We start from the raw sequence: 24,562 nt of genomic DNA on the forward strand, positions 1-24,562 counted from the left end.
TGAAAAAGTCGCAAACGACTTTGTAATCATTAAATTCAAAATTATTATGGCTTTATTTGAAAGTTATGACCGCCGGATAAATCAAATCAACGCGGTATTAAATAGCTACGGGATCAAGGACATCGACGAGGCAAAGGCGATTTGCGACGCGAAAGGGATCGACCCGTACAAGATGTGTAAAGAGATTCAGCCTATCGCTTTCGAGAATGCGGCATGGGCTTACGTTGTAGGTGCGGCTATCGCGATCAAGAAAGGATGCACGAAAGCGGCAGAGGCTGCCGAAGCTATCGGCGAGGGGCTGCAATCCTTCTGCATACCGGGATCCGTTGCCGCCGACCGCAAGGTAGGACTGGGACACGGTAATCTTGCCGCCATGTTGCTCCGCGAAGACACGAAATGCTTCGCGTTCCTCGCCGGGCACGAGTCTTTCGCCGCGGCAGAAGGAGCCATCGGCATCGCTAAATCCGCCAACAAAGTACGCAAGCAACCGCTGCAAGTGATCCTCAACGGCCTGGGAAAAGACGCCGCCATGATCATCTCCCGTATCAACGGCTTCACTTACGTGCAGACCGAATTTGACTATTACACCGGGGAATTGAAAATCGTGCGGGAGAAAGCCTATTCCAAGGGGGAACGCGCGCAAGTGAGATGCTATGGCGCCGACGATGTTCGGGAAGGTGTTGCCATCATGCGCCACGAGGGAGTGGACGTCTCCATCACGGGAAACTCCACGAACCCGACCCGTTTCCAGCATCCCGTTGCCGGAACTTACAAGAAAGAGTGCATGGAAACCGGGAAGGAATACTTCTCCGTGGCTTCCGGGGGTGGTACCGGACGTACCCTTCACCCGGATAACATGGCAGCAGGTCCCGCCAGCTACGGCTTCACCGACACGCTCGGCCGCATGCACGGTGACGCGCAATTCGCCGGTTCCTCATCCGTCCCCGCCCACGTGGAGATGATGGGATTCCTCGGGATGGGTAACAACCCGATGGTGGGCGCGACGGTTGCCGTTGCCGTTGCCATCGAGGAAGCGATGAAATAAAAAACTCGTTTTCAACAAATTTTTCATTCGGGAGTCAGGTAAATCAAACATTACCTGACTTCTTTCCCCCCCCCGCACCAGTACTAAAGTTTCAAAATTTCTTCCGGATTCAACCCGGTAAACTTCGCGATATCTTCTATCGACAAACCGTTGCTTTTCAAATTGCGGGCGATATCAAGAGCTTTCATTCTCTCGCCTTCCGCCCTTCCTTCTGCCCTTCCTCGGATTTCTCCCTTCAACTCGGCAGTGTTAATCACATTGTTCATATCCCGGAAAACTTTCAAACTCTCCTCGTATTCCACCAGCTCGTTTTTATTGAATTTGGCGATCTCCGCAATCCTGAACACCCGCTCGAAAATCCGTTCTTGCAAAGCAATCGGGCGTTCCATTAACCGGGGGAGATTCTTGAGTACATACATCCTTGTCGAACAAAGTTACAAGTTCCGTTTCCGTTTTCATGAATTTCGGCATCTCGAGGTAAATAAACGAGAGTTTATCATAGAACACTTCCTTTTTATTAATATCCATTAATTTAATCTCGTGATGATAATAATTCTCGTCCTCCCGATCCTCGTCAAAAACAAAATTCAGTATACCTATAGTATAAACAGCCTTCAGACTATAATCCCATTCTCCCCGTAAAGCCTGTTCCCGTATAGGGAAAGTAGAATAGAACACGCTTCTATCCTTGAAAAATTGTTGTTCGGCTTTCTGCATCTCGACAATAAACTTCTCCCCTTTGTCATTCTCGCAGTAAACATCGAACACGGCTTTCCTGTCTTTCTCCAGAAATCCCAGATGTTCATTTCGTAAATAAGTAATATCCACGATGTGTTGTTCCTCGTGCAATAAAGCGTTGAGAAAACTGATTAATAAATCTTTACTAATCTCATCCCCGAACAACCGCTTGAACCCGAAATCGGTGTAAGGATTCACGTAACGCTCTTTCAAGTAATCTATACCCATGGCAATCTTTGTTTATATCACAAATATAATATTTTTTTGACGATTTTCCATTTTATCCTTTACTGAGGGCGAAATACCGCTGACCGCGACCAATTCTCCCTTCACGAGTGGGTTTTGCCCGGGTTTTGGGCGGGTTTTAGGCGACATCACCCACTCGTTGCCTACAGTTCGCCCACTCTTCGCCCACGTTTTAACGAAATAAAAGCAAATTTAACTTGACAAAGCCTCCTTCCGGCAGTACCTTTAGAAAGCCTTCCAAAAGGCAAAATGGATGGATCGAGGAGTATTAGGTAATATTTAAAGGTAAAGTTATGGTTGAAATCAAATCAGGAGTACTAAAAGATGCCAAAGGGCAGTACAAGGGAATGGTCATATTCCAAAAAGGAAAGAAAACATTCGGCAGGGCATTGCCCTCGTATGACGGTAACGCCGGTTCCGCGACCCGGGCTGCCCAAAATGCCCGTATGGCGGCAGTTGTCACGCTTTATCAATCGATAAAGAAAACGTACCTGTACGACACGTGGCGCATGGAAGCCACCCGGAAAGAGATCATATCGGGATACAATCTTTTCATACAAACAAATCTTCAGGCTTACAACGCGAACTACTCCACCGGTGATTTTCGCCTGCTCCATCTCACGCTGGGGACATTACAAATCCCTTTCCAAATGTGGCAACAGGAAGCCCCGGCAGGTATGATTTCCTTGATCTGGGAAACCACCCCGTGGAGCAGCGACCGCAGGAACAAGGACGAATTGGCATTGGCAGTCATCTATGACAACGAACCTTTCCGGGTCGAGATAATCGATCACACCGGAACAACCCGTGCAGATGGCCGCACTTTGATCCCGCTAGAAAACCCGTCCGCGCGGGAAGCACACGTTTACGCGTTCTTCATGAACCAAGAGAAAGACAAATTCACGAACAGTATTTACTTCAACGTACAGTTAAAGTAAACCCGTGTGCGGAGTGAAGTGGCAACCGTCAACAAAGCTTGTGATACTTGCTTTGTTGACCGGGTTGTTATTGCCACTTTATGAACCTTACAAACTTGATAAACTTTATAACTCTATTCAATATGGCAATATTTCATTCACATTTATTCGACAAGGCATCGGGTTCCGTGGGAAACGTGACCATGTGCCATTACGATGGGAAAAACGTGGCTAGAGCCAAGATTTTCATCAAAAGTAAAAAACAATCGCCCGCGCAACGGGTACAACAAATACGGTTTGCCACGCTTTCCGACCTGTCACTCGGTTTTTACAACGCGTTGAAGAAAGGGTACCGGGGAGTGTCGTGGGCAAAAGCTCGTGCCCTATTTATCGGGACAAACCAAAATGCCGTGGAAGTCGACGAAGAAACGCTTGCCGTGACGGTTCACCTCGAGCGCATCACTTGCTCGACAGGCAACCTGCTCCCGCCCACGGTGGCAGTAACCTGCAACGACAGGGGAAGGCGTATACATGCCGAATGGTTCCGGCAACCACTTTCCCCGGTGGCAAAAGACGAGGACGATTTATTTCTTGCCATTTTCGCCCCAAAGGCAGGAAGCGACCTAGTCTTCCCGCTGGGTAAACGGGGGAATCCCGGCAAAGCAGATTTCCCTCTTCACGAGGATTTCCAACCGGAAGGCATCATCGCTTATGTCTTCGCGGTATCGGCTTTTAACACCCGGGCTTCCCGATCGGCATACACGGAGGTAAAACACGAGTAAAGAGAAGCGGGGACACATCCATTCACCCCACGTTCACATTCACGAAAATATTGAGAACCATGCGGTTCTCTTGCCCGATATCCCTGCGGGTGTTCACGTTCCGCCCGTTTTCCATGAAGGGGCAAGCACGGATGGGATTACCGGAATAACGTTATTGTTCCGCGGGACGTTTGTGTTTCCAACGCCGATGCGACCAAAGCCAGTACTCGGGATTTTCACGGATAAACTTCTCCAGCATACGGGTGTGCATACGGGTCAGTTCTCCCGGTTCCAAATCCCCAGGATTTGCACACAAATCGTAGAACTCGGCATGGTAATAACCGCGTTTCACTTTTCTCATGTTGAGATACACTACCGGCTGGTTCAGTTTCCGGGCAATCCGTTCCGTCCCCTCCATCACGGGGGTGTCTTGATTCAGAAAAGTAGTCCAGAAGTTAAGCGAATGCCTGTTTGGGGTCTGGTCGCCGATAAACCCGGTCATACATATCTTTCCCTCTTTCTGGTTTCGCAGCATGACACGCAGCGTGTCCGCCTTCGCCAGAGGGGTGGCACCGAAGCGGCTCCGGATGTTGCACGTCATCCGGTCGAATATTTTGTTGTGTATCGGTTTATAGATCGGGATTAACTCGATACCCTTTTCCCACAGTTTATAAGAATACATCATTTCCCAGTTCCCGTAATGCCCGGAGAAAGCGATCACGCTGCGTCCCTGTTCGAAATAATGGCGCGGGACGTCCAAATTTACCATCACGCAACGCCGCTTGATTTCGGCTTCCGATATATGCCACAATTTATAGAACTCGGCAAAGGTGTCGCACAAGTGCCTGTAATAATGCCGGGCGATCCGTCGGCGTTCTTCTTTGCTTTTCTCGGGGAAGGCATTCCGCAGGTTCGTGTCCACCACACGGCGGCGATAACGGATGCCATAATACAGTATCAGAAATAGTACGTCAGTAACCAAATACATTACCCGCAACGGAAAAAAACTAACTCCCCACAACATCCCATACCCCACGTAAGAACAAAAAGTAACTAATAATTTCATTCAAAACGAATAAGTTTCACACGCATTTTGACTTGTTTCCTGCCACAAGTTTCTCAAAGGTATGAAAATAATCGGCTTTCTAGCGGTAATCACTCAACTTTTATACTTTTTTCCATATATTAAAGGCACTCAAAAAGGGAGGCGTGTACCCGGGTACACGCCTCCCTGCCCACAAACATTCGGGGCAAGCCCCCTCATTCAATAATTCTCATTTCGTTACGGAAGCTATCAGTTTCATATCCTGCTCGATGCGGTACATCATGGCACGGTAATGATCCCGCATCGTTTTGTCGGCGTGTTGCTCGGACAATGTTTTTGCCTGATCGTGAATGTCATTCACCCAAGCGATCAGGTTCGTCCCGTAAGTCGACAACTTGTTGCTGTTGGTTAGAACGGCATTCTTCACCAGCAAGTCCATGAAGCACATGATAAATATATTTTCCGTGTGGCACTCGAAAGCGGAAAGAACTGTATTCTTGTCAAAATCCTTGAATAGCAGCCGACGTATATCCTGCCAGTATTCAATCAGATTATACGCTTTCTCGCCCTCGACACGGGATGCCAACTCGATATTCCCGACCACTTTCGGGTTTAACAAGTACGTGAACACAATCTCTTGCAAGCCATAACGAATAGCTTCCGGTCCCACGCCGAATTCCCGGGCAAGTACCTCATCGTACATCCAGGATTGCGGGGCGGCAAATACGTTTTCGGCAAGGAACGCCAGCGTCTTTTGTTGCAATTCTTTAGAAGAGAATGTTTCCCCTTTTTCCAAAGCCATGCGGCAACCGATGTTTTCCATTACTTTGTATATCAGGTTTTGGTACAACGACCCTAAAGCCGTCGCCCCGCCTTGCGCATACACCATCCAATTGTCTTTCTTCCTGTCGGCAGAGGCGGAGAGCTTGTTCAGGTTTTTAATAAAACGCTCCATATTGCAGATTCCCAAGCGTGCCGCCTCTATCTTGTCCGAAGATAAATCCGAAGGCAGGGCACGAAGGTCATAACTCGTGTTCTTCATGTAAAGAAGTGCCTTGTCTTTCAACCGGCGGTCTGTCAGATCTTTCAATATCTTTCTGTCGGCATTGGCATCTTTACTGTTCGGGAACCACCGGTAGCCCCACTCGATAGCCCAACGGTCATAAACTCCGACTTTACTACCGATTAACTCATCCGTGGTCATCTTGTCCTCGGGCTGTGCCGCAAAGTTGTAGGAACAATCATCCAGCACGGAAGCCGAGAAACCGTTCTTCCTCACGAAAGCGCGATCACGGATCTGGGCCGGAGTGTACGCATAACTACCCGCATAATTGGGAAGCAATCCCAAGGCTATCCCCACTTGTTTTGCCACGAACATACGGACGATAGCTCCCGCCACACGGGGATCGAAGTAATTCTTTTCCACGCGGGGATCCACGCCGGCACAGCGGGCGAAATAGGTTTCCAAGTAGCCACCCAGCGTGACATGGTTCAAGTTCACGTTACAAGCCAGTATCTCCCCGGTACGGATATCCCGGTCGAAAGAGGTGGAGTTGCTACCGGCATTGATACTGTACGAGATCACGGCACGAGCGGAAGTCATCTCGTCCTCGTCCTTCGCCTCTTTTACCTGAATGGCGTTTTTGAATCCCGCTTTCTCGAAAGCGGACTGCCATTGCAAAACCCCTTCTTTGGCGTATTTGACCAGTTCTTTCGGGAAGTAGGCGTCCAGATAGAACACGATCGGTTCCTTCGGTTCGGTCAGAATGCCTTTGGCGTAACTGTTCATGTCCTTCGGTTCCAGGTTCCATTTGGTCACGATGGTTCTTTTCTTCACCCCGTAAGGATTCGTCCCGAAATCGTAGTAATTCAAGGTTTCGTACCCCACCCTTTCGTCAGCGTAGCGTACCCGCATACGCCTTTCGGGCAACAAGTCCACGTGACATTCGATTCCCGCCACGTTTTGGTCAACGATCCATGTCAAGGTGAATTTCACCCCGTTCCGCTTTTTCAATACCTCGTTCACGAAAATCATCTCGCCCCCGCCGGATTGCTTGTTTCCCTTGAGTGCGGCACTCGTGCCCTCGTCCGAGAGTTTGTACCAATCGGCAACACCCTTGATCTGGTTCGTGATCTCTATAATTACCCCGGCGGAGTCCTTTCCCCAAGCCACGATCGGGTAAACCGCTTCCACGGGCAAGAGGGTTTCCTCCGCCAGTATGCGCTCCAATTCGGGTTGTTTCTCCGACGCCACCATGCCATTGTACTCGCTGTACATGTACAGTTTATCTTTCGGTCCCTTCTTGAAGCATACCACCCCGGCAGATTCCTGACCGGAAGCTCTCACCCCGATGCCTTTCAACATCTGACCGGAGATAAAAATATCCCTTCCCAGATATTCATCGGCAATCTCCATGTAATACTTGTCGTCCGCCTCGTACACGGGGAAAATAGCATCCACCCGCTTCATTCCCTCCTTGAAGAATTTCTCAAACGGCACGGGACCTTTCTTTGTTTCCGCGGCAGATTTCTTCTCTTCCGGGGCTTTCTTCTCCTGCCCGATACCCGGCAAGGACACCAGCAGGCACAATACAATGAACAATATATAACTTCTCATCATAATCTTCCTTTTAATATATAGCATTCTTCTCGCCCTTCAACCAAGCCCCTATCGTTTTCACGATCGCGTTAGCATGCATCCGGGCAGACTCGTCTTGTGTCTTCGCCGCATAGGCTTCTGCCGCCTTTGCCACTCGCTCCATTTGCAAGGTAAACAACGTCAACAGATTGGTCGTTTTTCTTACTTCCGAGTAATTCGTGATCGCCATTACCTGGCGGATGTATTCCATCTGAAGGTCACGGCGGGAAGAAGGAATCCCATCCCCATTTTGCAACTCGGAGAATATACCGTTTTCCATATCCCGGAAGAATTCCTCGGGAGTGTAATTCCCTTCACGCCCGTACAATTCCATGCAAGTGGTAAGGAATGCAGATTTCGGCAACAAGTTTTGAATCACGAAACGCTGGATACTGCTCCAGGTTTTCAACCCGTCGACTTCTGCCAATCCCGTGATACGTTTGTCAAATAACCAGTCAGGCTTATTAAACACGTGTTTCGCGAGGAAGTCCATCGCCTCTTTCTGGCGTTCGAGTTCCACCATGCTGGAGCCCGTTCCGGGTTCCGAACGCAAGGGAGTTTCACTGTAACGACCTGCCACGTTTTTCAGCACGTGTGTAACGAAGTACATATACTGGTTCAATACCCCGTTGTATATCATTTTCAGGTAGGTTGCCTCGTCGTCATCGCCTTTCGTCCACGCTTCCAAATTATTCATGATTAGCTTCAGGTTCTTGATACCGTATTCGCTTGCTTTCATGCTATTGTCACCCAAGTCCTCGGATTGCCAGCGGGGATCGGACATATCCAATTCCGTTCCGAACCAGTATTTCGGGTCTTCCTTGTATTTTTCACTCACCCATTTTCTCAAATAAGCGGTTTCCTCGTTCAGTTTCATCCCGGGGAAATAACGATATCCCCACTCGATGGCAAATTCATCATACATTCCGATACCGGGAATCAGATCTTTCGTGTCGATCTTGTCTTCCGGCTGGGCGATATAGTTCATACGCGCGTAGTCCATGATGGAAGCGGTGTGCCCGTGTTTCTTCACGAATTCCCGATCTCTCAATTTCTCCACGGGATACGTGCTGCTTGCCCCGAAATTATGGCGCAACCCGAGGGTGTGTCCCACCTCGTGGGCTACGACGAAACGCATCACGTCGCCGATCGCCTCTTCCGGCATCGGGTACTGGCGCACCCGGGGATCAGAAGCGGCAGCCTGGCAGAAATACCACTGCTGTACCATCGCCATCACATTGTGGAAGATTCCGATATGCGAGCAAAGTATCTCTCCCGAACGGGGATCTGCCATGTGCGGACCATAAGCGTTCGCCACCAATGACGCCTTGTAGGAAATCACGGAATAACGGATATCCTCGATAGAAAAGTCGGGATCTTCTTCCGGTGTCGGAGCCATTTTACCGATAATGGCGTTCTTGAACCCGATTTTCTCGAACACGGGTTGCCACAAGTTCACCGCCTCCACGAAATAAGGCTGTAAAAACTTCGGGGTATTCCGGTCAATGTAGAACACGATCGGCTTTACAGGCTCTACCAATTCTCCCCGCTTGTATTTCTCCATATCCTCGGGTTTCGGCTCCAAGCGCCAGCGGCTGACCATGCTGATACGCTCCGATTTGTACGGATTCGCCCCGAAATCCACTTTACCATACGCGAAGTATCCTACCCGGCTATCCTCGAAACGGGGACGCATGGGCACTTCCGGCAACAGGGCAATGGAAACCCCTATCTCCCAACGCGTGGGAGGCGTCGGCTCGCTTCCGCCCTTGGGGTATGCCGGACTGGGCGGCAACGCTCTCGAACCCGCCGAGTAACTCTTCACGGAACGGAAGATGATATTATTCTTGAAAGTACTGATCTTTGTCATATAAGAACGGTCTGCCTGAAAGGATCCCAATCCCATTTTCTTGGCTGACGCCTTTAAGGAGAACAAGTCATTATCCCCGGTCACAGCTGCTGTCACATCCAACAACAGGGAATTGTCACTCTTCGCCTTCACGTCGAACACGTATAACACGGGAATCAAACTGGCATTCTTTACCGTATTGTATATTCCCATCGTCGTGTCCGTCACGGCATAACCGTAAGTCGGCTTCTTCACGAACACCTTGTCCTTGGGTCCCCGTTCGAAACTAATGATCGTGTGAGTCAAGGCATCCCCCGGGTAACCGTACATTTGAGTAGGGGTCGGCTTCGGATTTTCCGACCCCTTGATAATGGAAATCATGGATACAAATTCCCGCTCCATCATATCATCGGGAATTTCCATGTAATACTTATCATCCTGCACGTACACGTTGAACATCCCTTCATGCACTTCCGCCTCGGACTTGATAAACTCCGAAATAGCGGGCAACCCCTTCTGTTTCGTCGAATCCGCCTCTACTTTTTCTTTCTCCTGGGCAGAAAGTACAGGCACACACATCCCTAAATAGCATATGGTCAATGCTATTAATCTACATACAATTTTCATACTGTGATATTTATATTTAGTTTACTTCTTTGAATTATCTTTTTTCAATAAATCAAAAATCTCCATCATAAAGTAATACTTGTTAATGATATGCTCGTACATCCCATACGTTGTCAACACTTCTGCTTCGGTGAATCCCAGGCACAATGCCACGAAATCCGCCACGTCTTGTTCCTTGTTCGGGAAATAATACAGAGCATCCTCCCGGAATTCTTTGTCCAATGCCGGCTTCAAGAAGCCATATTCATACCAGTGCGCATATTTCGGGTAAAATGAACTCGTGTTATTGATATCAACTTTATTACCGTATCCCCAGTAACCCGGTCCTAATTTTTGTACCTCCTTGTAAAAACCTGGGGTCAACGTCGTCGTGTAATCATCATAGACCGTTGATGCCACGGGAGCCGCTAGAATCTCTCCGCCGAACATTTTTTTCTCTTCTTCTGTCATGGTCTTAATCATTCCTAATTTACCCACGGCAACAGTTGTCATCCCGGCATAAGCGGAACCGGCATAAGGAATCTGGAGTGCCGGATTGAGAATACCTAAACGCAAGGTGTCCACTAATAAATAACTCTTGGGGGCGGGTACAAAATCCGGCAAATTCGGTAACACGTAATCCCGCAATAACTCGACACCATCCGTTATTTCGTCTTTATTATAAGACAACGCATAGGTCGCAGCTTCTGCATCCGTGGCTCCACCTAAAATACCATAATTCAATTTAATCACTTCATAGTAAACATTCGGATTACCGAAAGCATCTACATCCCGGTCTTGCAACCCGACCGTGTCATTATAAAAAATAGCCACTCCGTACTGGCTGTATACCTCGTAAATCAGATGATCCAACGGATCATCCGGGTTGTCGTAATTCACCCACCAGTTTTCATCTTGAGAACTTGGTCTCAGATTTCCATCATCATCGCTACAAGCCACAAAAAATGCAGGTACAATAATCCCTATAATGTAATATAATAGTTTTCTCATAGCTTTTAATTATTTATTTCACGTTTTTTTCTCTCGTTCTGTACTAACACTCCATTGTTATAAGTCATTGCATATTCCGGAATCGGTAACACATAAGCCGTCTCTTCACTATATTTCTTTAGCCTATAATTTCCCGCGAACTGATACTGATTGGCAGCATTTCCAAAACCTTCGCCTCTCCAACGGTCATAGTGCGGATGCACGATCTCTTTGGAATAAGGATGCACGGAAGAAACAGCATAACGACGCAAATCAAACCAACGGTGTCCCTCGAAACATAGTTCCCGACGGCGTTCATCCCGAACGAACTGAATATAATCATCCCCCGTTTCTGAGATCGTTGTCAAATCGGAAGCTTTAAACCGATATTCTCGCAACTCCTGTAAACACTCTTTGGACTCACTTTCATGCCCCGCCATGGCAAGTGCCTCTGCTTTATTCAAGATGACCTCCGGGTAGCGCAACAAGAACATATCGGAAACATAACCTTCCGTCTTTTTATCTTTCAACTTGATACACCGGTATGTTCCATCAAATAAACGGGTTTCCGTGATATATATATCAGCCCGCAAGTCTTTCGGATCATACGTATTCAATAAATCCTCCGACACCACGTAACCATAATGGTAATTATAGTCAGGATTAGAACTATATGTTTCACTCATAATAAAATCCATACAATATGTCCCCTGGGAAAATATTGTTTCGGGGGAACCGGCAAACGTACTACTCTTGGTTGAATCCCGCTGTCTCAAATCCAAATATGAATATTTGTCCAAACTGATAATACTATCACATTGTGCCACGGCATCGTCCCAACGTTCCATGTAAAGATAGACCCGACTCAACAACAGGCGGGCAGCAGCCTCATTCGCCTGATAGACGGTGGTTTGTTCCGCTCCTTTCAACAAAACGGTTGCTTGTTTCAAGTCATTCACGATCGCCTCATACACCTCGGCAACCGTGTTACGTGCCCAATATTTATCTTCAATATATTCAGTCAATTTCAAAGGAACGGCCAAATCTTTATCTGCCGTAGCTTTAGCATAAGGCAACCCGTAGAAATTAGTCAACAAATAATAAAAACTTGCCCGCAGGAACAAAGCCTCCCCTTTCACTCTATTACGATCCTCTTCCCGATCCTCTGTCAGATCATCTACCTTCGGGATCACCACGTTCGTTACAGCAATGCGTTTGTACAAGTCCTTCCACACGGGATCATCAAAAGCGACACCATCTTGCTGAAAAGGATTCTGAGCCCAATGATGGAATTCCTCGATCATATTAATCGCACCCGTATTCTGTTGTTTCCTATCCGGCTCTACGGCATCATCATCCATGATATGAATCCAAGGACAGTAATAACCATCATTCCCGGAAATATTAAAAACATTGGATTTATTTTCTTTAATATACCCATCGCCTATCAGCAATTCTTCCAAATCCGTGCAGGAAGAGGCATAAGTCAAATCTTGTGAATAATCTTCTAGAAAGTCACCACAAGAAGTACATAACCCGAAACACACAATCCAGTATAATATTCTATTTCTCATAACTATCTAACTTAGAATGTAATATTTAAACGACATGAATAAGTAGGTCGAAGACTCATGTTAATGGTATTGGAAGTCCCGGATTGAGTAGCAGGATCTTGTCCATTCAACTTCTTGCTACTTATCGTGAATAAGTTTGTACCCGTTATTTCCAGGTAAGCCGACTTTAACCTGAATTTCTTCAGTAAATTCTCTGCAAACAGGTAGCGGAAACTCAAGGATGACAATTTCAAGTAATCCCCGCTCACGACACGAACGTTTGAGTCATCGTACATCTGCCAAATATTAGCCGCGAAGGCATAAGAGTTACCTTGCCACCACGGAACCACCGTACCTTGATACGCCATGCCGGATACGATGCCCGGGATATTGGTATGATTCTCGTCACCCGGTTTCTGCCAACGTTTCAAAAATTCACGACGCACGTTCTCGTGGGGTTGCGGAGCAATCGTTCCATAAGACTTATCCACGTTCGGGTACAATTTCATTAAACGAATTTTAGAGCCCAAACTATACGTGAAATTGAACGCCAACACGAAACGTTTGTAAGAAAGCTTATTCGAAATCCCCCCTTGCAGGAAAGGAACCCTACAACCGGAATATTTCATTACCCGCTTGAATACCTCTTCCTTGTCCATTTGTTCAAATTCAGCTTTATTTTCCAGATCAATATCATGGAACATCGGGCGACCGTCATTCGGATCCAATCCATTGAATTTATAGGAATAGAAACCATCCAAGGGACGCCCCGGAATCTCCACGTTACCGGTTAAATAATCCGTGTACTTCACCTCGTCACGAACCACTTTGTCCCGATTATTAATCGCTTTGTCGATTAACTTATTCAGCACTTGCCCGATCTGCGGATCGATACTCCAACGGAAACTCTCGGTTCCACCACCCGGATTAAATGGTACAAAGTTCAACCCCAATTCCCAACCTTGATTCTCGATAGTACCCTTGTTCACCATATAATTTGTTACTCCATTGATCTCCGAAACTGTTTTGTTCAAGAAGGCATCTTTGGTTTTCTTGTAATAATAAGATACCGTACCCTTTATCGTGTTATTCAAAAAAGAGAAGTCGATGCCGACATTCAAAGAAGAGGTTTTCTCCCATTTCAAGAACGGATTCGGGAACGAGTTCACAAACGATTCGTATTTACCGAATTGAGTGTTCATTGTCCCTTTCCTTATAATCAATTCCGGAGTCTGTGTATCCAACATATTCCCTTGATAACCGAAAGAAACTCTCATGGCTAACAGATCCACCCAGTTACGTGCCGCAAACATATCATCCTTTATATTCCAACGCCCGGCAATAGCCCAAATAGGCAGGAATTTATCATTACTTTTATTTCCGAACTTATTAGAAGCATCCGCTCTCATGTTGAAGGTAAGCACATAACGATCTTTGTAGCTATATGATGTGGTAAAATAACCGGAAATCATGTTCGTTAAAGAGTTCGTACGCTTTCCTAGCGCATCTGCATTATTAGCTAACCACTCGGCATATATTGGATAAGCACTAATATCAACCGGTGCGTACGATTCTCCTCGTTCCGGCAAATAGCAACGACGAGTCTGCCGGAATCCCCGGTAACGGGAAGATGATAGCTCTCCTCCTACCGAGGCAGATAACATATGAACACGATCTTCATCTAGAAATTTACTAAAATCTACCTGCAAACGCACCGTGTAAGAATTATTACGGGAATCCAACAATTGCAATTCTCCTCCATAGGGCATATAATTAGCCACCTTGCCGGATTCAGTTCTCCCCGCTTCCCTCAAACTGGTACCGTAAAAAGAGTTTTCCCCGCGATACATCTCTTCATTGGTGTTGCTGGCAGAATAAGATAAAGTCAAACCGGTTTTCAAATAATCCGTAAATTTATAATCAACAGAAGTATTTAAAGTGAATCCGTTTGACCTGATGTCATCCGAACTGTTTTTTATCTCGTTCAAAATATTAAAATCATGCCGGTTAGCACTGCCTTCTTCTGTTGTCGCGATCCTCTTGTAATAAAACAAAGAGCCATCCTCGTTATATGCCGGAATAGTACGAGCCGTATTAAAAGCATAACCCAACACGTTCACTTCCGAGGGTGTGTATTTCCGCTCACCCACGTTAGCCTGCAAACCAAAACGGGCAGAGAAACGATTGTAATTAGCCGTGATATTCAAGTTTGTTGAATAACGTTTATTTTTCTCCCCATTTGTCACCCCATGCTCGTCATTGTAACCAATGGAAGCATAATATCTCACATTATCGGATCCTCCGGAAAGACTCAATGTATGTGTATGGGAAAATGCATCATGTGTCAACAAATCAAACCAATTGGTATTTACCGTTTCATAACGATCCACTTCTCGCTGAAATTCATCATAAGATTTTGTCCCACGCCAGTAATCATAGATAGCGGCTTCATATCCAACCCAAGAATCCAATGTCAAATATTTAATTCCTTTCTCGACTAACTCCCGTGAAAAAGCCATACGTTCTTTTGAATTCATCACGTTTACTTCCCGATCCGTATAACGGGGGCGAAGAGAAAGAGACCCCGTGAATGAATAAGAAACCGAAGGTGGTCCCACTTTACCTTTCTTCGTGGTAATCACGATCACACCGTTAGCGGCACGCGTACCGTACAACGCCGTGGCAGAAGCATCCTTCAACACGTCTATCTGCTCGATATCATCCGGATTCAAACCAGAAATAGCATTACCCAATAAATTCACGAAATCCAAGTCATTAATTTGCGAGGGATCAACATTCACCGGATCTTGCAAAATAATCCCGTCCAACACCCAAAGCGGTTCACGGGAACCCAACACGGTGGAAGAACCCCGGATACGCAATTTCGGAGCTGCACCGACCTGACCGGAATTCTGCATGAAGATCATTCCCGGCACATGCCCTTCCAGCATCTTATCAATGGTTGAAATACCGGCAACATTGATATCATCAGCTTTTATCGTCGTCACGGCACTCGTCAGATGACGTTTGTCTATTCTTTGGTAACCCGTGATAACCACCTCTTCCATTTCTTCCACATCCTCTTCCATCACGACATTCAACTTCTTGCCCGGGGTATATTTCACCTCCTGTCTTTTCATTCCCACGAAAGAGAACACGAAAGTCACCGTATCTTTCGGGATGGCAATCTTAAACTTACCCTCGATGTCAGACACGACTCCGACACTTGTTCCCTTGATCAACACGGTCACCCCCGGAAGCGGTTCGCCCTTCTTGTCTTTTACCGTCCCAGACACGGATTTACTCTCCTTTTTCTTATCATCATCTTTATTCGTGATATAGATGATGTCCTGTTCGAAAAAATAACGCAATGAAGTATTCTTGAATACCTCATCCAATACCTCCCGAACTGTTTTTCCACTTGCTTTCACGTCGAAAGCCTTCAAGTTCTTAACATGCTCTTCATTGTAAATGAAACGCAACCCTGTCTGTTTCCAAATTTCCTGACATAACGTGTTCACATCACACTTATGCAAGTCAAGGGAAACGACCTGCTCCTGCGAGTAACTGTTTGCCATTACCCCGGAAGCAAAAAAGAAACAAAAAATCATCAACAGTCGCATAATTTTCAAAGTCTTTGATTTTTTCACGCTAAAAACAGCGTATTTCCAATTAGATTTCATAAATTTGTAGTTAAAGATTACACATAGTGAATAGGGATCCGCTTGCCAATGGACCTATTCATTTATCTTTCAAAAGGTGAAGATGGGGGAACATCTTCATCTTTTTTTATTACAACTTACTTATAAATACAGTATTTCCTTTCACATTAAAGCGAGCGTCCGATATCTTCTCGAAAGAACGGAACAACTCTTGTACATCCTTATATCGTTTCAAATTACCGGATAAATGCACATCACACAATTCTCCGTTTTGATAAAACACTTCCAAACCATACCATCTACTCAATTTATCCATGATCGAACCTAAAGATTCGTTCCGGAAAATAAAATCTCCGTCTTTCCATGCCACATACGGCAATACATCCACGTCTTCTACCCTTATCCCATCCTTTGACTTATCAAATATACCTTTTTGATTCGGTTTTAACAACACTTCTTTCCCTCCTTGTTTCATTCCCACTGCCCCTGTCACGAGTACCGTTTCAACTCCCTCGTAAGTATTCACGTTGAACTCCGTTCCATACACCTTGACGGACACATCTTCTACTTGTACAATAAAAGGAATCTCCTCATTCTTTGCCACATCGAAATAAGCCTCGCCTTTCAAATAAACCACTCGTTGTTTTCCATTAAACCGCACCGGATAAAGAAGTTCTGTCTCGGCATTCAACCATACCCGTGTACCATCGGACAAGGTCAAATTAAATTCTCCCCCTCTCGGAACCAACAAACGGTTCATCATCTTCCCCAAATCTTTTTCCGTACCCTCTTTCTCTTGTGTAGACTGGTAAGAAACACTACCAGCCTCGCTCACTCGTACCGAAGTTCCGTCTTGTTCTTCCAACTGCCGGGCTATCTCTCCCATCTCGACCTTCTCCCCTGAAGACAACACCAAAACCGCCTGAGGCTTTCCCGGTTGGATGGTTTGCTCCAGTGCCACTTGCACCGGCTGCTCTCCCGTGTGCCACAAAAGAGCTCCACCCACACTCAGTGCCAATACCAGCACAGCCGCCACGCTGTACCAAATCCGCATACCCAAACGCTTCTTCAACTTCCGCCGGAAAGAATTGAAATCCGGTTGTACCTCCCGGGCATATACCCCCCATCGCAATTCCAAATGCACTCGTTGGAACTCCCGGAAATACGCTCTATTGTGCTCATTCTCTTCTAACCACACCTCGACCTCCTTGCGTCCAGTGTCATCCGCTTCGTCAAGAAGGTACAAGAGTAATTTATTATCGATTTCGTTTTGACCCATCATAGTCTTGAATTTTCTTACAACTATAATACAGTTCAAAAGCAAAAATCATTGACTCGAAAGTAAACTTTTTTCAAGAAAAAATAAATACACGGCAATTTCATCCTTATTTTCAGCTTGTTGCCGCAATGTTTTTAACGCTTTTACCAGAAGAGAATTAACAGTGGCGACCGAAATACCCAATTCTTCGGCAACTTCCTTGTATTTCATGCCTTTTAAATACACGCACCGAATAATTTCCTGCGTGCGGGGAGGTAATTTCTCGATCTCTGCCTCTATCCGCCTAAATACCTCATCCTCAAAACTATCATATTCTTCCCACGGACTCTCGTAACGAGCCACGTCACAAGCTCGTGCCAATGGATCAATTTTATCCAACTGATTCAAGGACAAATTCCGTACGGAAGTAAACAAGTAAGATTTCAAAGTATCAGGCAACAAATTATCCGCAAGCGACTTCTCCCACAACTTCACGAAAAAATCTTGCACCACATCCTCCGCACGCTGCGTATCATGTAAAAAAGTAGCCCCCCAAACCACCAACGGCTTGTAGTATTCCTTGAAGAGAAGTTCCATCCCGCCTATCTTCCGCACCTTCAACAATGCGCAAATCTCTTGGTCTATCGCTCGCATATCTATTTCTTGCACTTGGAATTACAAATATAGAGGATTTTTACTCTCTATCGTCGCCTAATGTCGCAAAAGTTGCTGAATAAATACTTGTAACAATCCGGGTTCCAATAATATCGGGAAAACAAACCCGTATACAGCCCCGTAAAAGTGAGCGTTATGATTGATGTTATCCCCTCCTCGTTTCGCCATATACTGGCAATACCATAAATAAACGAAACCGAACACGATGCCAGGAATAGGAATTGCCGCAAATAAATAAATTTTATCCCAAGGATTCAAAAATATAGCGGTAAACAACACGGCGGACACGGCTCCCGAAGCCCCGATAGAAGTGTAATAACGATTATCCCGGTATTTCCACAAGTCATAGAGCGAAGCCGCTATCATTCCCCCGAAATAGAGAAGTATAAAACTGCCCCCGCTAAATCCCATGTACGAGAAAGCCTTTTCCACGTATTGCCCGAAAGAAAGAAACGTGAACATATTCACGAACAAATGCACCCAATCCGCATGCACAAAACCGTGAGAAATAATACGGTACCACTCGTTAGCGTGTACCATCCGATAAGGCGAATAAGACAACTTGTTAAACAACGAACCGTTGTTAAAACAAGCTATCGATACCACCACCGTGGCTATAAGTATAGCATAAGTTATCATATCCAATATTTAAAATTAAATCACATCCTATTCACGAGATCACTTTTACGATCCGATTCTCCTGCAAAAACAGTCCGGTCGGCATACGTCTTATCGTCCCCGTGAATATATAAAAGTGTTCCTCCCTTTATCGTATCTATAATTTGTTTGCTCACTGCCAGAGGCAATGCCGGACATCCCAAGCTACGCCCCAAACGCCCGCATGACCGGATCGTGGAAGGGTCGGCATAAGCAGCCCCATGCATCACGATCGCTCTTTCCTTTGCCTTATCATTTATGCCTTTCTCCAACCCGTCAAGCACCAGCGAGTACCCGTTCTTTCCGTAATACGTGTTCTCCGTCCGGTAAAACCCAAGCGAGCTCTTGTAAGAACCCTCTCGGTTGGAAAATGAAGTAGCGTACTTGCCCCCGCTATTACGCCCGTGCGATACGTAAGACACATACATCAGCTTCTTCAGTGTCAAATTAATCACGTACAAACGTTTTTCGGTTGAAGGTTTCGAGAAATCTATCAGCGTAAGAATATCTTTTGCCAAAGAATCCGTTTGATTGAATCCGGCAACAGCCCGTTCAAAAACGACGTAATCCACGATCCCCTCCAACCCAATTTCATGATAAAGAGTCCGGCTATTCATAGGCACGTGCTTCTCTGACGCAACACCGGACAGTGTCCCCCCACAAATAAAACCGATAACAAGAAGCATGAACAATGCACGCATAAAAAACATCATTTACATCAATCAAACACGATTACCAAAGTATTTTCCACCTCCGCCCAATCATACATGAACTTGGCATGCGACGTGGCATTTCTCACGCACATATGTGACCGAGGCGTTGTCCCGAGCGTCCAACTGAACTCCACCAGCTCGTGGTGCGGATAGTTCACCGGAACACCATGTAAATAAGCTCCTCCAGTAAAACGGATAGCGTATGGTGCAAATCCACCTTTTTCATCCGATCCGTCCTTCAAGAATAACATTTCCGTCAATTTCCGTTGAATGAAATAAATCCCCGGAGGTGTCGGTTGCTGATAAGGCGGTCTGTTAGCTCCCGTTGTAATTGGGTTCATACTTCTCACCAACCACGTGTCTCCATCTTGTTCCAAAGTTGCAATATTCTGGTTCGTTCGGTCAACAAATATAACTTTTTTAATTGAAAGAGGTCCTATCAGCTTCATGTATTTTTTAGGCACGTGCCACACGCCCCCGAAAGTAGCCGGGATAATCTGGAAATAATCGGCGCTATCACTGATCACGGAAACGTATGCCCCATCCTGCCCGTAACGGAACGGCATCTTCACGTCATCCAAGCGATACAAGGGTATTCCTTGATAACGGTTCACCCCGAAAGTATCTCGGATCTGCCCATATTTATCGGTTACATACTTTTCCGTCAAGGGAGCCTCCCCATTCCTGTTTTTATAATTCATCAACACCCCGTACCCGTCATTTCGTTCTTGAAAAGCCTCAAGGGAATCCAAAAATACCGTAATCTTATCCCATTGGAAACGTCGTTTCTGTTTCCCGTACTTGTACGTATCCGCCAAGGTATGTTGGTCATACAACAACTTCTTCTTTATCCCCTCGGCATTCCCTTCTACCCCCAACCACGTAAAAAGTAGAACCAAACCGTAACGTATCATCCAAGTCATATTCTTTCAACATTAACATTCAAATGATAATACGTCAAAAAATACGTTTTGTTTTACGAGCGGCTAACCCTATTATGAACCCGAAACGTGAAAAAAGCAGGTAAACTGATGCATTTCCTCTACATAGTCATATTCTATCTTCCAACCATGGAATTTGCATATCTGGTACACGATAGATAATCCCAACCCATTTCCTTTTCTCTCTTCCGTGTTCCGGTTAAATCGTTGGAATATTTTCTGCCTGTCAAGTTCCATCTTCTTGCCCGTATTCCGGATTAAAAGATAATCTTTCGTGCCCGTTATCCATACATCGCCATCTCGATAATTATGGCGGATAGCATTCACCAGCAGGTTGGTGACTAAACTTTCCAGTAATGTTTTATTTGCGATGAATAACATCCCCGCCTCAAGGGTAAGCGAGATCGTTATCTTATTGCTTTCCGCTAAAAATCCGACACCATCGATCAAAGCTTTCAACATCCCGGTAAAATCAATTTCTTCCATTTCCCGGAATTGCGAATTATCAATTTTAGCCAGCAATAAAAGATTCTTATTTAACCGGGTCAGCCGGAAAGAAACCGAATACAATGATTGAATAATATTCATCTGGTTCTCTGTTATATCCGGTTGTTGTAAAAGCATATCCAACTGGGATTGAAAAACAGCCAACGGGGTTTGTAGCTCGTGCGAGGCATTTTCTATAAACTGCTTTTGCCGCGTGTACACTTGCACGTTGTTAGCGATCAAATTGGCAAGTAGCCGATTCAGTCTCGTGAACTCGGCTATATCATTCTTTTTGAACACGGGAACATTCCCTTCATCCAAATGAAATGATTCTATTTTTTGAAGTGAATCGTAAAACGGACGCCACAACCTTTTAGAAACAAACTTCTGAAAGATTGTGAAGGAAATTAACAACAAGAAAAAGAATAGACTATATATCGAGACAAGAGTCCTTGTCAAATCCTTCGGTTCAATCATCGGGATACGGGATACAAGCAGGTAGGGCTCTCCTTCCAGTTCTATTTTCCGGTACAATACACGATAATCCACATCATGCCCTTCCGCCTTGTTGTAAAAAGGAACTTGCACACACTTATCCAAGGGGCAGTTTGCCGAATAAAGAATAATTTGCAAGTCTTCATTATACTGATTCCACAACTCGATTCCATCCGGAAAAAAAGACAATAATCTGTCCTCAATAAACTCATCACTCCTGAACAAGATCAATTCATCCAGATCTTTCATGTAAAAAAACTCCATGACATAATAAAACAAAGGAGCCGAGCATCCCAATACGATCGTAGCGTAAACAAAAAACTGTACCAAGCTTTTGTTTAAAAGTTTTTTCATTCTACCCATTGATACCCTGTTCCATACATTGTACGTATACAATTCAAGCAACCTGCATCACCCAATTTAGACTTCAGGTTTTTAATATGCGCATAAACAAAATTGTGATTATCGAACATATCCGCCATATCCCCAGACAAATGTTCGGCAATGGCATTCTTGGATACTACCCGATTGCAGTTGCCAATTAAAAATAAAAGAAGATCATATTCGGATTTGGTGAGAACAATGATTGTATCTCTCACCTTTACCGCTTTTGACAAAAGATCGATCTCCACCTCATTTGATTTCAATATATTGTTGCTGGAAAAACTCTGTCTTCGCAACAAGGCGTAAACACGGATACTAAGTTCTGACAGAGAAAAAGGTTTCGCGAGATAATCATCCGCCCCCTCTTTCAGCCCTTTTATTTTATCATCCAGAGAATCACGTGCAGAAATAATAATGACTCCACTCCTAATATCTTTTCGCTTTATTTCATCCAAAAGCTTCATGCCATCTCCATCCGGAAGATTCAAGTCAAGCAATATGCAATCATACTGGTATAACATGAGCTTTTCTGTCGCGTCATTATAATTAAATACCTGTTCGCAGAGATAGTTATCCGCTTCCAAGTATTTCTTTATATTTCCGGACAATTCACGTTCATCCTCGATAACTAGTATTTTCATTACCCGCGTATAATATCATTTACCAATCAATAAAACAATTGAACCACTCGCAATAAGTCCCACTCCAAGCAAAACTTTCCAGCTAAAAGGTTCTTTCAAAATAATAAAAGAAAGAATAACGGTAAATACCACGCTCAATTTATCGATAGGAACCACTTTCGAGGCTTCTCCCAACTGCAATGCCTTAAAATAAAACAACCATGACAAACCTGTCGCAACTCCCGATAACACAAGAAACAACCAATTTCCCCGGGTCAGTTCCTTTATGCCATTTATCTGGTTACCGGCAAAAACGATTCCCCATGTAATCAACAATATAACACATGTACGTATGGCTGTAGCCAAATCGGAATTTATATTTTTCACCCCGATTTTCGCGAATATTGCGGTCAGAGCGGCAAAAAGAGCGGATAATAAAGCGTAATATTTCCACATGATTCTGAATTTAGAAAACTTGTTTTTAAACACCTGTACTCTTCAGGATTATATCTCAAATATATAAACAAATATCACAAATGATTCTGTATAAAATTTGAATTCCCGCCAAAACAAGATATTTTATCCATATTCAAAATTTCTGCAAAATCTGCCTGTAGTTTTCCTGAAAAAAATGCTTGAACGATTATTACCTGTTGAAAAAGATCTCTTTTTTCTCATAAATGGAACACATAACACTTATTCCAACGCTATCATGTGGCTATATTCCGGTATGCCCGTGTGGCTACCTTTGATTGTCTTTTCCCTTTTCATGTTAGTTTACAAGACAAATTGGAAAATCTGGCTACCGATCATCTTAGGTTCACTATTAATCCCACGATCATGAAGACATACTTTTTCCTCTTTATCCTTATTTTGTCTTTCACCGAAATGAAAGCACAAGAAGACTCCATTCACATGGAAAAGAATTCAAACCCAGTTTCCAAACAGGAAAAGAAGCGAACGAAAGAATTGAAATCATTCGATAGTTTCCCGATAACGAATAAAAATTATCTGAAAGGGAAACCGACTTTCGATACATTCAACTACCCTTCTTTTCAGACATCATCCCCCAAGCAATTCAAATTCCCCTACAAACGGTTATTCATTCCGGCTGCACTTATCTCTTACGGATTCATTGCCCGTGAGAATAAAGCATTATTGAAATTGGATCATAGCACAACGAATGAAATTAAAGAACATACGAACAGAACTTTTTCGATCGATGATTACTTACAATTCACCCCCGCGGCTGCAGTGTATAGTCTGAATATATGTGGCGTAAAATCCAAGCACAATTTTCGAGACAGAGCGTTTGTCATGTTCGTGTCTTATGCGTTCATGGATATTAGCGTAAGCAAAATGAAAAAAGCCACAAAACGTTTAAGACCAGATGGAGGCTCCTATTCCTCTTTTCCTTCCGGGCATACGGCAACCGCATTTACCGGAGCCCATATATTATTCCGGGAATATAAAGATGAATCTATCTGGATCGGCATAGCAGGCTATACCGCCGCAGCCACAACGGGCATCATGCGTGTTATCAACAAGAAACATTGGGTAAGCGATGTGGTCACGGGTGCCGGCATGGGTATACTAAGTGCAGAAGTTGGCTATATGCTTTTACCCGTTTTTCACAGTGTATTCGGGATTGATTTGAATAAAAATAAGTCCAAGTATGTCATGACTCCCTCTATTGGTTCCAAGTATGCCAGACTCAGTTTCACCTACAATTTTTAATGACAAAACAAATGCCGCCTTCTCCTTAAACAGGAGAAGGCGGCGCATATCATATTAACTAAATATCCTAACTTATGCCGGAATCAATCCAGTGATCAAAATCAATACCAACAATCCCAAGATAGCGTACAACTCTGGGAACACGGCTAATACCATGGTCGTTCCGAACACGTTGTAACCGCTACCGATAGCCACGATACCGTTAGCACATACCTGAGCCTGACGAATTGCAGAGAAAAACGCTACCAAACCAAGACCTAACCCTGCCCCGAAGATAGCAGAAGCGGGTCCCCAACCCATATCCACATTCGTCAAGAAGCTACTCAACAGGAAGTATCCCACGAAACCGTACAACCCCTGTGAAGAAGGCAACGCAGACAAACCGATATATTGACCAGAAGCAGTCGGATTTTTCTTCAATGCACCCACGGCAGCATTACCGCAAATAGTAACTCCATAAGCACTACCAATACCTGATAACGCAACCATAAACGCAACACCTAAATAAGCTAATAAAATTGGTTCCATAATTCTAATCTATTTAAT

General features: G+C 44.9%; 19 protein-coding genes and 1 pseudogene. 4 read left to right on the forward strand and 16 right to left on the reverse strand.

What is annotated here, in order from left to right; genetic code table 11:
* Positions 1-46: 46 nt before the first annotated feature.
* Positions 47-1,045: a GGGtGRT protein gene (locus tag A3CY_RS0118325; RefSeq protein WP_018339407.1), complete on the forward strand. Its 999-nt coding sequence runs from the start codon at positions 47-49 to the stop codon at positions 1,043-1,045.
* Between the two features lie 83 nt (positions 1,046-1,128).
* On the opposite strand, the pseudogene A3CY_RS21605 reads toward A3CY_RS0118325, so the two are convergent.
* Positions 1,129-2,011 (reverse strand): annotated as a pseudogene (locus A3CY_RS21605) (Rpn family recombination-promoting nuclease/putative transposase).
* 311 nt (positions 2,012-2,322) lie between these two features.
* Here A3CY_RS21605 and A3CY_RS0118335 point away from each other — a divergent pair.
* Together A3CY_RS0118335 and A3CY_RS0118340 are read left to right on the forward strand one after the other, a co-directional pair.
* Entirely contained in the window at positions 2,323-2,967 is a 645-nt protein-coding gene (locus A3CY_RS0118335; RefSeq protein ID WP_018339408.1) for a hypothetical protein, read from the forward strand.
* A gap of 122 nt (positions 2,968-3,089) precedes the next feature.
* Complete coding sequence (locus A3CY_RS0118340; protein ID WP_018339409.1) at positions 3,090-3,728, forward strand: hypothetical protein; 639 nt, start codon at positions 3,090-3,092, stop codon at positions 3,726-3,728.
* A gap of 151 nt (positions 3,729-3,879) precedes the next feature.
* On the opposite strand, the gene A3CY_RS0118350 is transcribed toward A3CY_RS0118340, so the two are convergent.
* The 14 genes from A3CY_RS0118350 to A3CY_RS0118415 form a co-directional block, all read right to left on the reverse strand.
* Entirely contained in the window at positions 3,880-4,773 is an 894-nt protein-coding gene (locus A3CY_RS0118350) for a lysophospholipid acyltransferase family protein (RefSeq protein ID WP_018339411.1), read from the reverse strand.
* 208 nt (positions 4,774-4,981) lie between these two features.
* Positions 4,982-7,372, reverse strand: a complete 2,391-nt coding sequence (locus A3CY_RS0118355; RefSeq protein ID WP_169503701.1) for a zinc-dependent metalloprotease — start codon at positions 7,370-7,372, stop codon at positions 4,982-4,984.
* A gap of 10 nt (positions 7,373-7,382) precedes the next feature.
* Complete coding sequence (locus A3CY_RS21610) at positions 7,383-9,866, reverse strand: zinc-dependent metalloprotease (protein WP_051082761.1); 2,484 nt, start codon at positions 9,864-9,866, stop codon at positions 7,383-7,385.
* 21 nt (positions 9,867-9,887) lie between these two features.
* The gene (locus tag A3CY_RS0118365; protein ID WP_018339414.1) at positions 9,888-10,856 is read right to left on the reverse strand and encodes a hypothetical protein; all 969 of its coding nucleotides are present in this window, start codon (positions 10,854-10,856) and stop codon (positions 9,888-9,890) included.
* A 5-nt stretch (positions 10,857-10,861) separates the two neighbouring features.
* Positions 10,862-12,409 (reverse strand): RagB/SusD family nutrient uptake outer membrane protein, encoded by a 1,548-nt coding sequence (locus A3CY_RS0118370; RefSeq protein WP_018339415.1) that lies wholly within the window; start codon positions 12,407-12,409, stop codon positions 10,862-10,864.
* A gap of 11 nt (positions 12,410-12,420) precedes the next feature.
* Complete coding sequence (locus A3CY_RS0118375) at positions 12,421-16,071, reverse strand: SusC/RagA family TonB-linked outer membrane protein (RefSeq protein ID WP_026207865.1); 3,651 nt, start codon at positions 16,069-16,071, stop codon at positions 12,421-12,423.
* Between the two features lie 109 nt (positions 16,072-16,180).
* Positions 16,181-17,332: a FecR family protein gene (locus tag A3CY_RS21615; protein ID WP_018339417.1), complete on the reverse strand. Its 1,152-nt coding sequence runs from the start codon at positions 17,330-17,332 to the stop codon at positions 16,181-16,183.
* A 45-nt stretch (positions 17,333-17,377) separates the two neighbouring features.
* Entirely contained in the window at positions 17,378-17,977 is a 600-nt protein-coding gene (locus A3CY_RS0118385; protein ID WP_155828472.1) for a sigma-70 family RNA polymerase sigma factor, read from the reverse strand.
* 42 nt (positions 17,978-18,019) lie between these two features.
* Entirely contained in the window at positions 18,020-18,622 is a 603-nt protein-coding gene (locus tag A3CY_RS0118390) for a rhomboid family intramembrane serine protease (protein ID WP_018339419.1), read from the reverse strand.
* Positions 18,623-18,642: 20 nt separating this feature from the next.
* Positions 18,643-19,257: a murein L,D-transpeptidase catalytic domain family protein gene (locus A3CY_RS0118395; RefSeq protein ID WP_240388188.1), complete on the reverse strand. Its 615-nt coding sequence runs from the start codon at positions 19,255-19,257 to the stop codon at positions 18,643-18,645.
* Positions 19,258-19,358: 101 nt separating this feature from the next.
* On the reverse strand, positions 19,359-20,276 hold the full coding sequence (locus tag A3CY_RS0118400; protein ID WP_018339421.1) for a L,D-transpeptidase: 918 nt from the start codon (positions 20,274-20,276) through the stop codon (positions 19,359-19,361).
* A gap of 72 nt (positions 20,277-20,348) precedes the next feature.
* Positions 20,349-21,629, reverse strand: a complete 1,281-nt coding sequence (locus tag A3CY_RS0118405; protein ID WP_018339422.1) for a sensor histidine kinase — start codon at positions 21,627-21,629, stop codon at positions 20,349-20,351.
* The gene (locus tag A3CY_RS0118410) at positions 21,626-22,300 is read right to left on the reverse strand and encodes a response regulator transcription factor (protein ID WP_018339423.1); all 675 of its coding nucleotides are present in this window, start codon (positions 22,298-22,300) and stop codon (positions 21,626-21,628) included. The genes A3CY_RS0118405 and A3CY_RS0118410 overlap by 4 nt, the downstream gene beginning before the upstream one ends.
* Before the next feature lie 15 nt (positions 22,301-22,315).
* The gene (locus tag A3CY_RS0118415; protein WP_018339424.1) at positions 22,316-22,735 is read right to left on the reverse strand and encodes an EamA family transporter; all 420 of its coding nucleotides are present in this window, start codon (positions 22,733-22,735) and stop codon (positions 22,316-22,318) included.
* Between the two features lie 384 nt (positions 22,736-23,119).
* Here A3CY_RS0118415 and A3CY_RS21625 point away from each other — a divergent pair, with 384 nt between their 5' ends.
* Entirely contained in the window at positions 23,120-24,016 is an 897-nt protein-coding gene (locus A3CY_RS21625; RefSeq protein ID WP_018339426.1) for a phosphatase PAP2 family protein, read from the forward strand.
* A 72-nt stretch (positions 24,017-24,088) separates the two neighbouring features.
* On the opposite strand, the gene A3CY_RS0118425 is transcribed toward A3CY_RS21625, so the two are convergent.
* A complete protein-coding gene (locus A3CY_RS0118425) occupies positions 24,089-24,544 on the reverse strand; it encodes a hypothetical protein (protein ID WP_018339427.1) in 456 nt (151 codons plus the stop codon).
* Positions 24,545-24,562 lie beyond the last annotated feature (18 nt).

Origin of the sequence: Butyricimonas synergistica DSM 23225 (assembly GCF_000379665.1) — a bacterium.
GTDB lineage: Bacteria > Bacteroidota > Bacteroidia > Bacteroidales > Marinifilaceae > Butyricimonas > Butyricimonas synergistica.

Bases quoted from the DNA above. Each gene is read 5' to 3' on its own strand.
- A3CY_RS0118325 (WP_018339407.1), top strand. From the start codon at position 47: ATGGCTTTATTTGAAAGTTATGACCGCCGGATAAATCAAATCAACGCG.
- A3CY_RS0118335 (WP_018339408.1), top strand. From the start codon at position 2,323: ATGGTTGAAATCAAATCAGGAGTACTAAAAGATGCCAAAGGGCAGTAC.
- A3CY_RS0118340 (WP_018339409.1), top strand. From the start codon at position 3,090: ATGGCAATATTTCATTCACATTTATTCGACAAGGCATCGGGTTCCGTG.
- A3CY_RS0118350 (WP_018339411.1), bottom strand. From the start codon at position 4,773: ATGAAATTATTAGTTACTTTTTGTTCTTACGTGGGGTATGGGATGTTG.
- A3CY_RS0118355 (WP_169503701.1), bottom strand. From the start codon at position 7,372: ATGATGAGAAGTTATATATTGTTCATTGTATTGTGCCTGCTGGTGTCC.
- A3CY_RS21610 (WP_051082761.1), bottom strand. From the start codon at position 9,866: ATGAAAATTGTATGTAGATTAATAGCATTGACCATATGCTATTTAGGG.
- A3CY_RS0118365 (WP_018339414.1), bottom strand. From the start codon at position 10,856: ATGAGAAAACTATTATATTACATTATAGGGATTATTGTACCTGCATTT.
- A3CY_RS0118370 (WP_018339415.1), bottom strand. From the start codon at position 12,409: ATGAGAAATAGAATATTATACTGGATTGTGTGTTTCGGGTTATGTACT.
- A3CY_RS0118375 (WP_026207865.1), bottom strand. From the start codon at position 16,071: ATGAAATCTAATTGGAAATACGCTGTTTTTAGCGTGAAAAAATCAAAG.
- A3CY_RS21615 (WP_018339417.1), bottom strand. From the start codon at position 17,332: ATGATGGGTCAAAACGAAATCGATAATAAATTACTCTTGTACCTTCTT.
- A3CY_RS0118390 (WP_018339419.1), bottom strand. From the start codon at position 18,622: ATGATAACTTATGCTATACTTATAGCCACGGTGGTGGTATCGATAGCT.
- A3CY_RS0118395 (WP_240388188.1), bottom strand. From the start codon at position 19,257: ATGAATAGCCGGACTCTTTATCATGAAATTGGGTTGGAGGGGATCGTG.
- A3CY_RS0118400 (WP_018339421.1), bottom strand. From the start codon at position 20,276: ATGACTTGGATGATACGTTACGGTTTGGTTCTACTTTTTACGTGGTTG.
- A3CY_RS0118405 (WP_018339422.1), bottom strand. From the start codon at position 21,629: ATGAAAAAACTTTTAAACAAAAGCTTGGTACAGTTTTTTGTTTACGCT.
- A3CY_RS0118410 (WP_018339423.1), bottom strand. From the start codon at position 22,300: ATGAAAATACTAGTTATCGAGGATGAACGTGAATTGTCCGGAAATATA.
- A3CY_RS0118415 (WP_018339424.1), bottom strand. From the start codon at position 22,735: ATGTGGAAATATTACGCTTTATTATCCGCTCTTTTTGCCGCTCTGACC.
- A3CY_RS21625 (WP_018339426.1), top strand. From the start codon at position 23,120: ATGAAGACATACTTTTTCCTCTTTATCCTTATTTTGTCTTTCACCGAA.
- A3CY_RS0118425 (WP_018339427.1), bottom strand. From the start codon at position 24,544: ATGGAACCAATTTTATTAGCTTATTTAGGTGTTGCGTTTATGGTTGCG.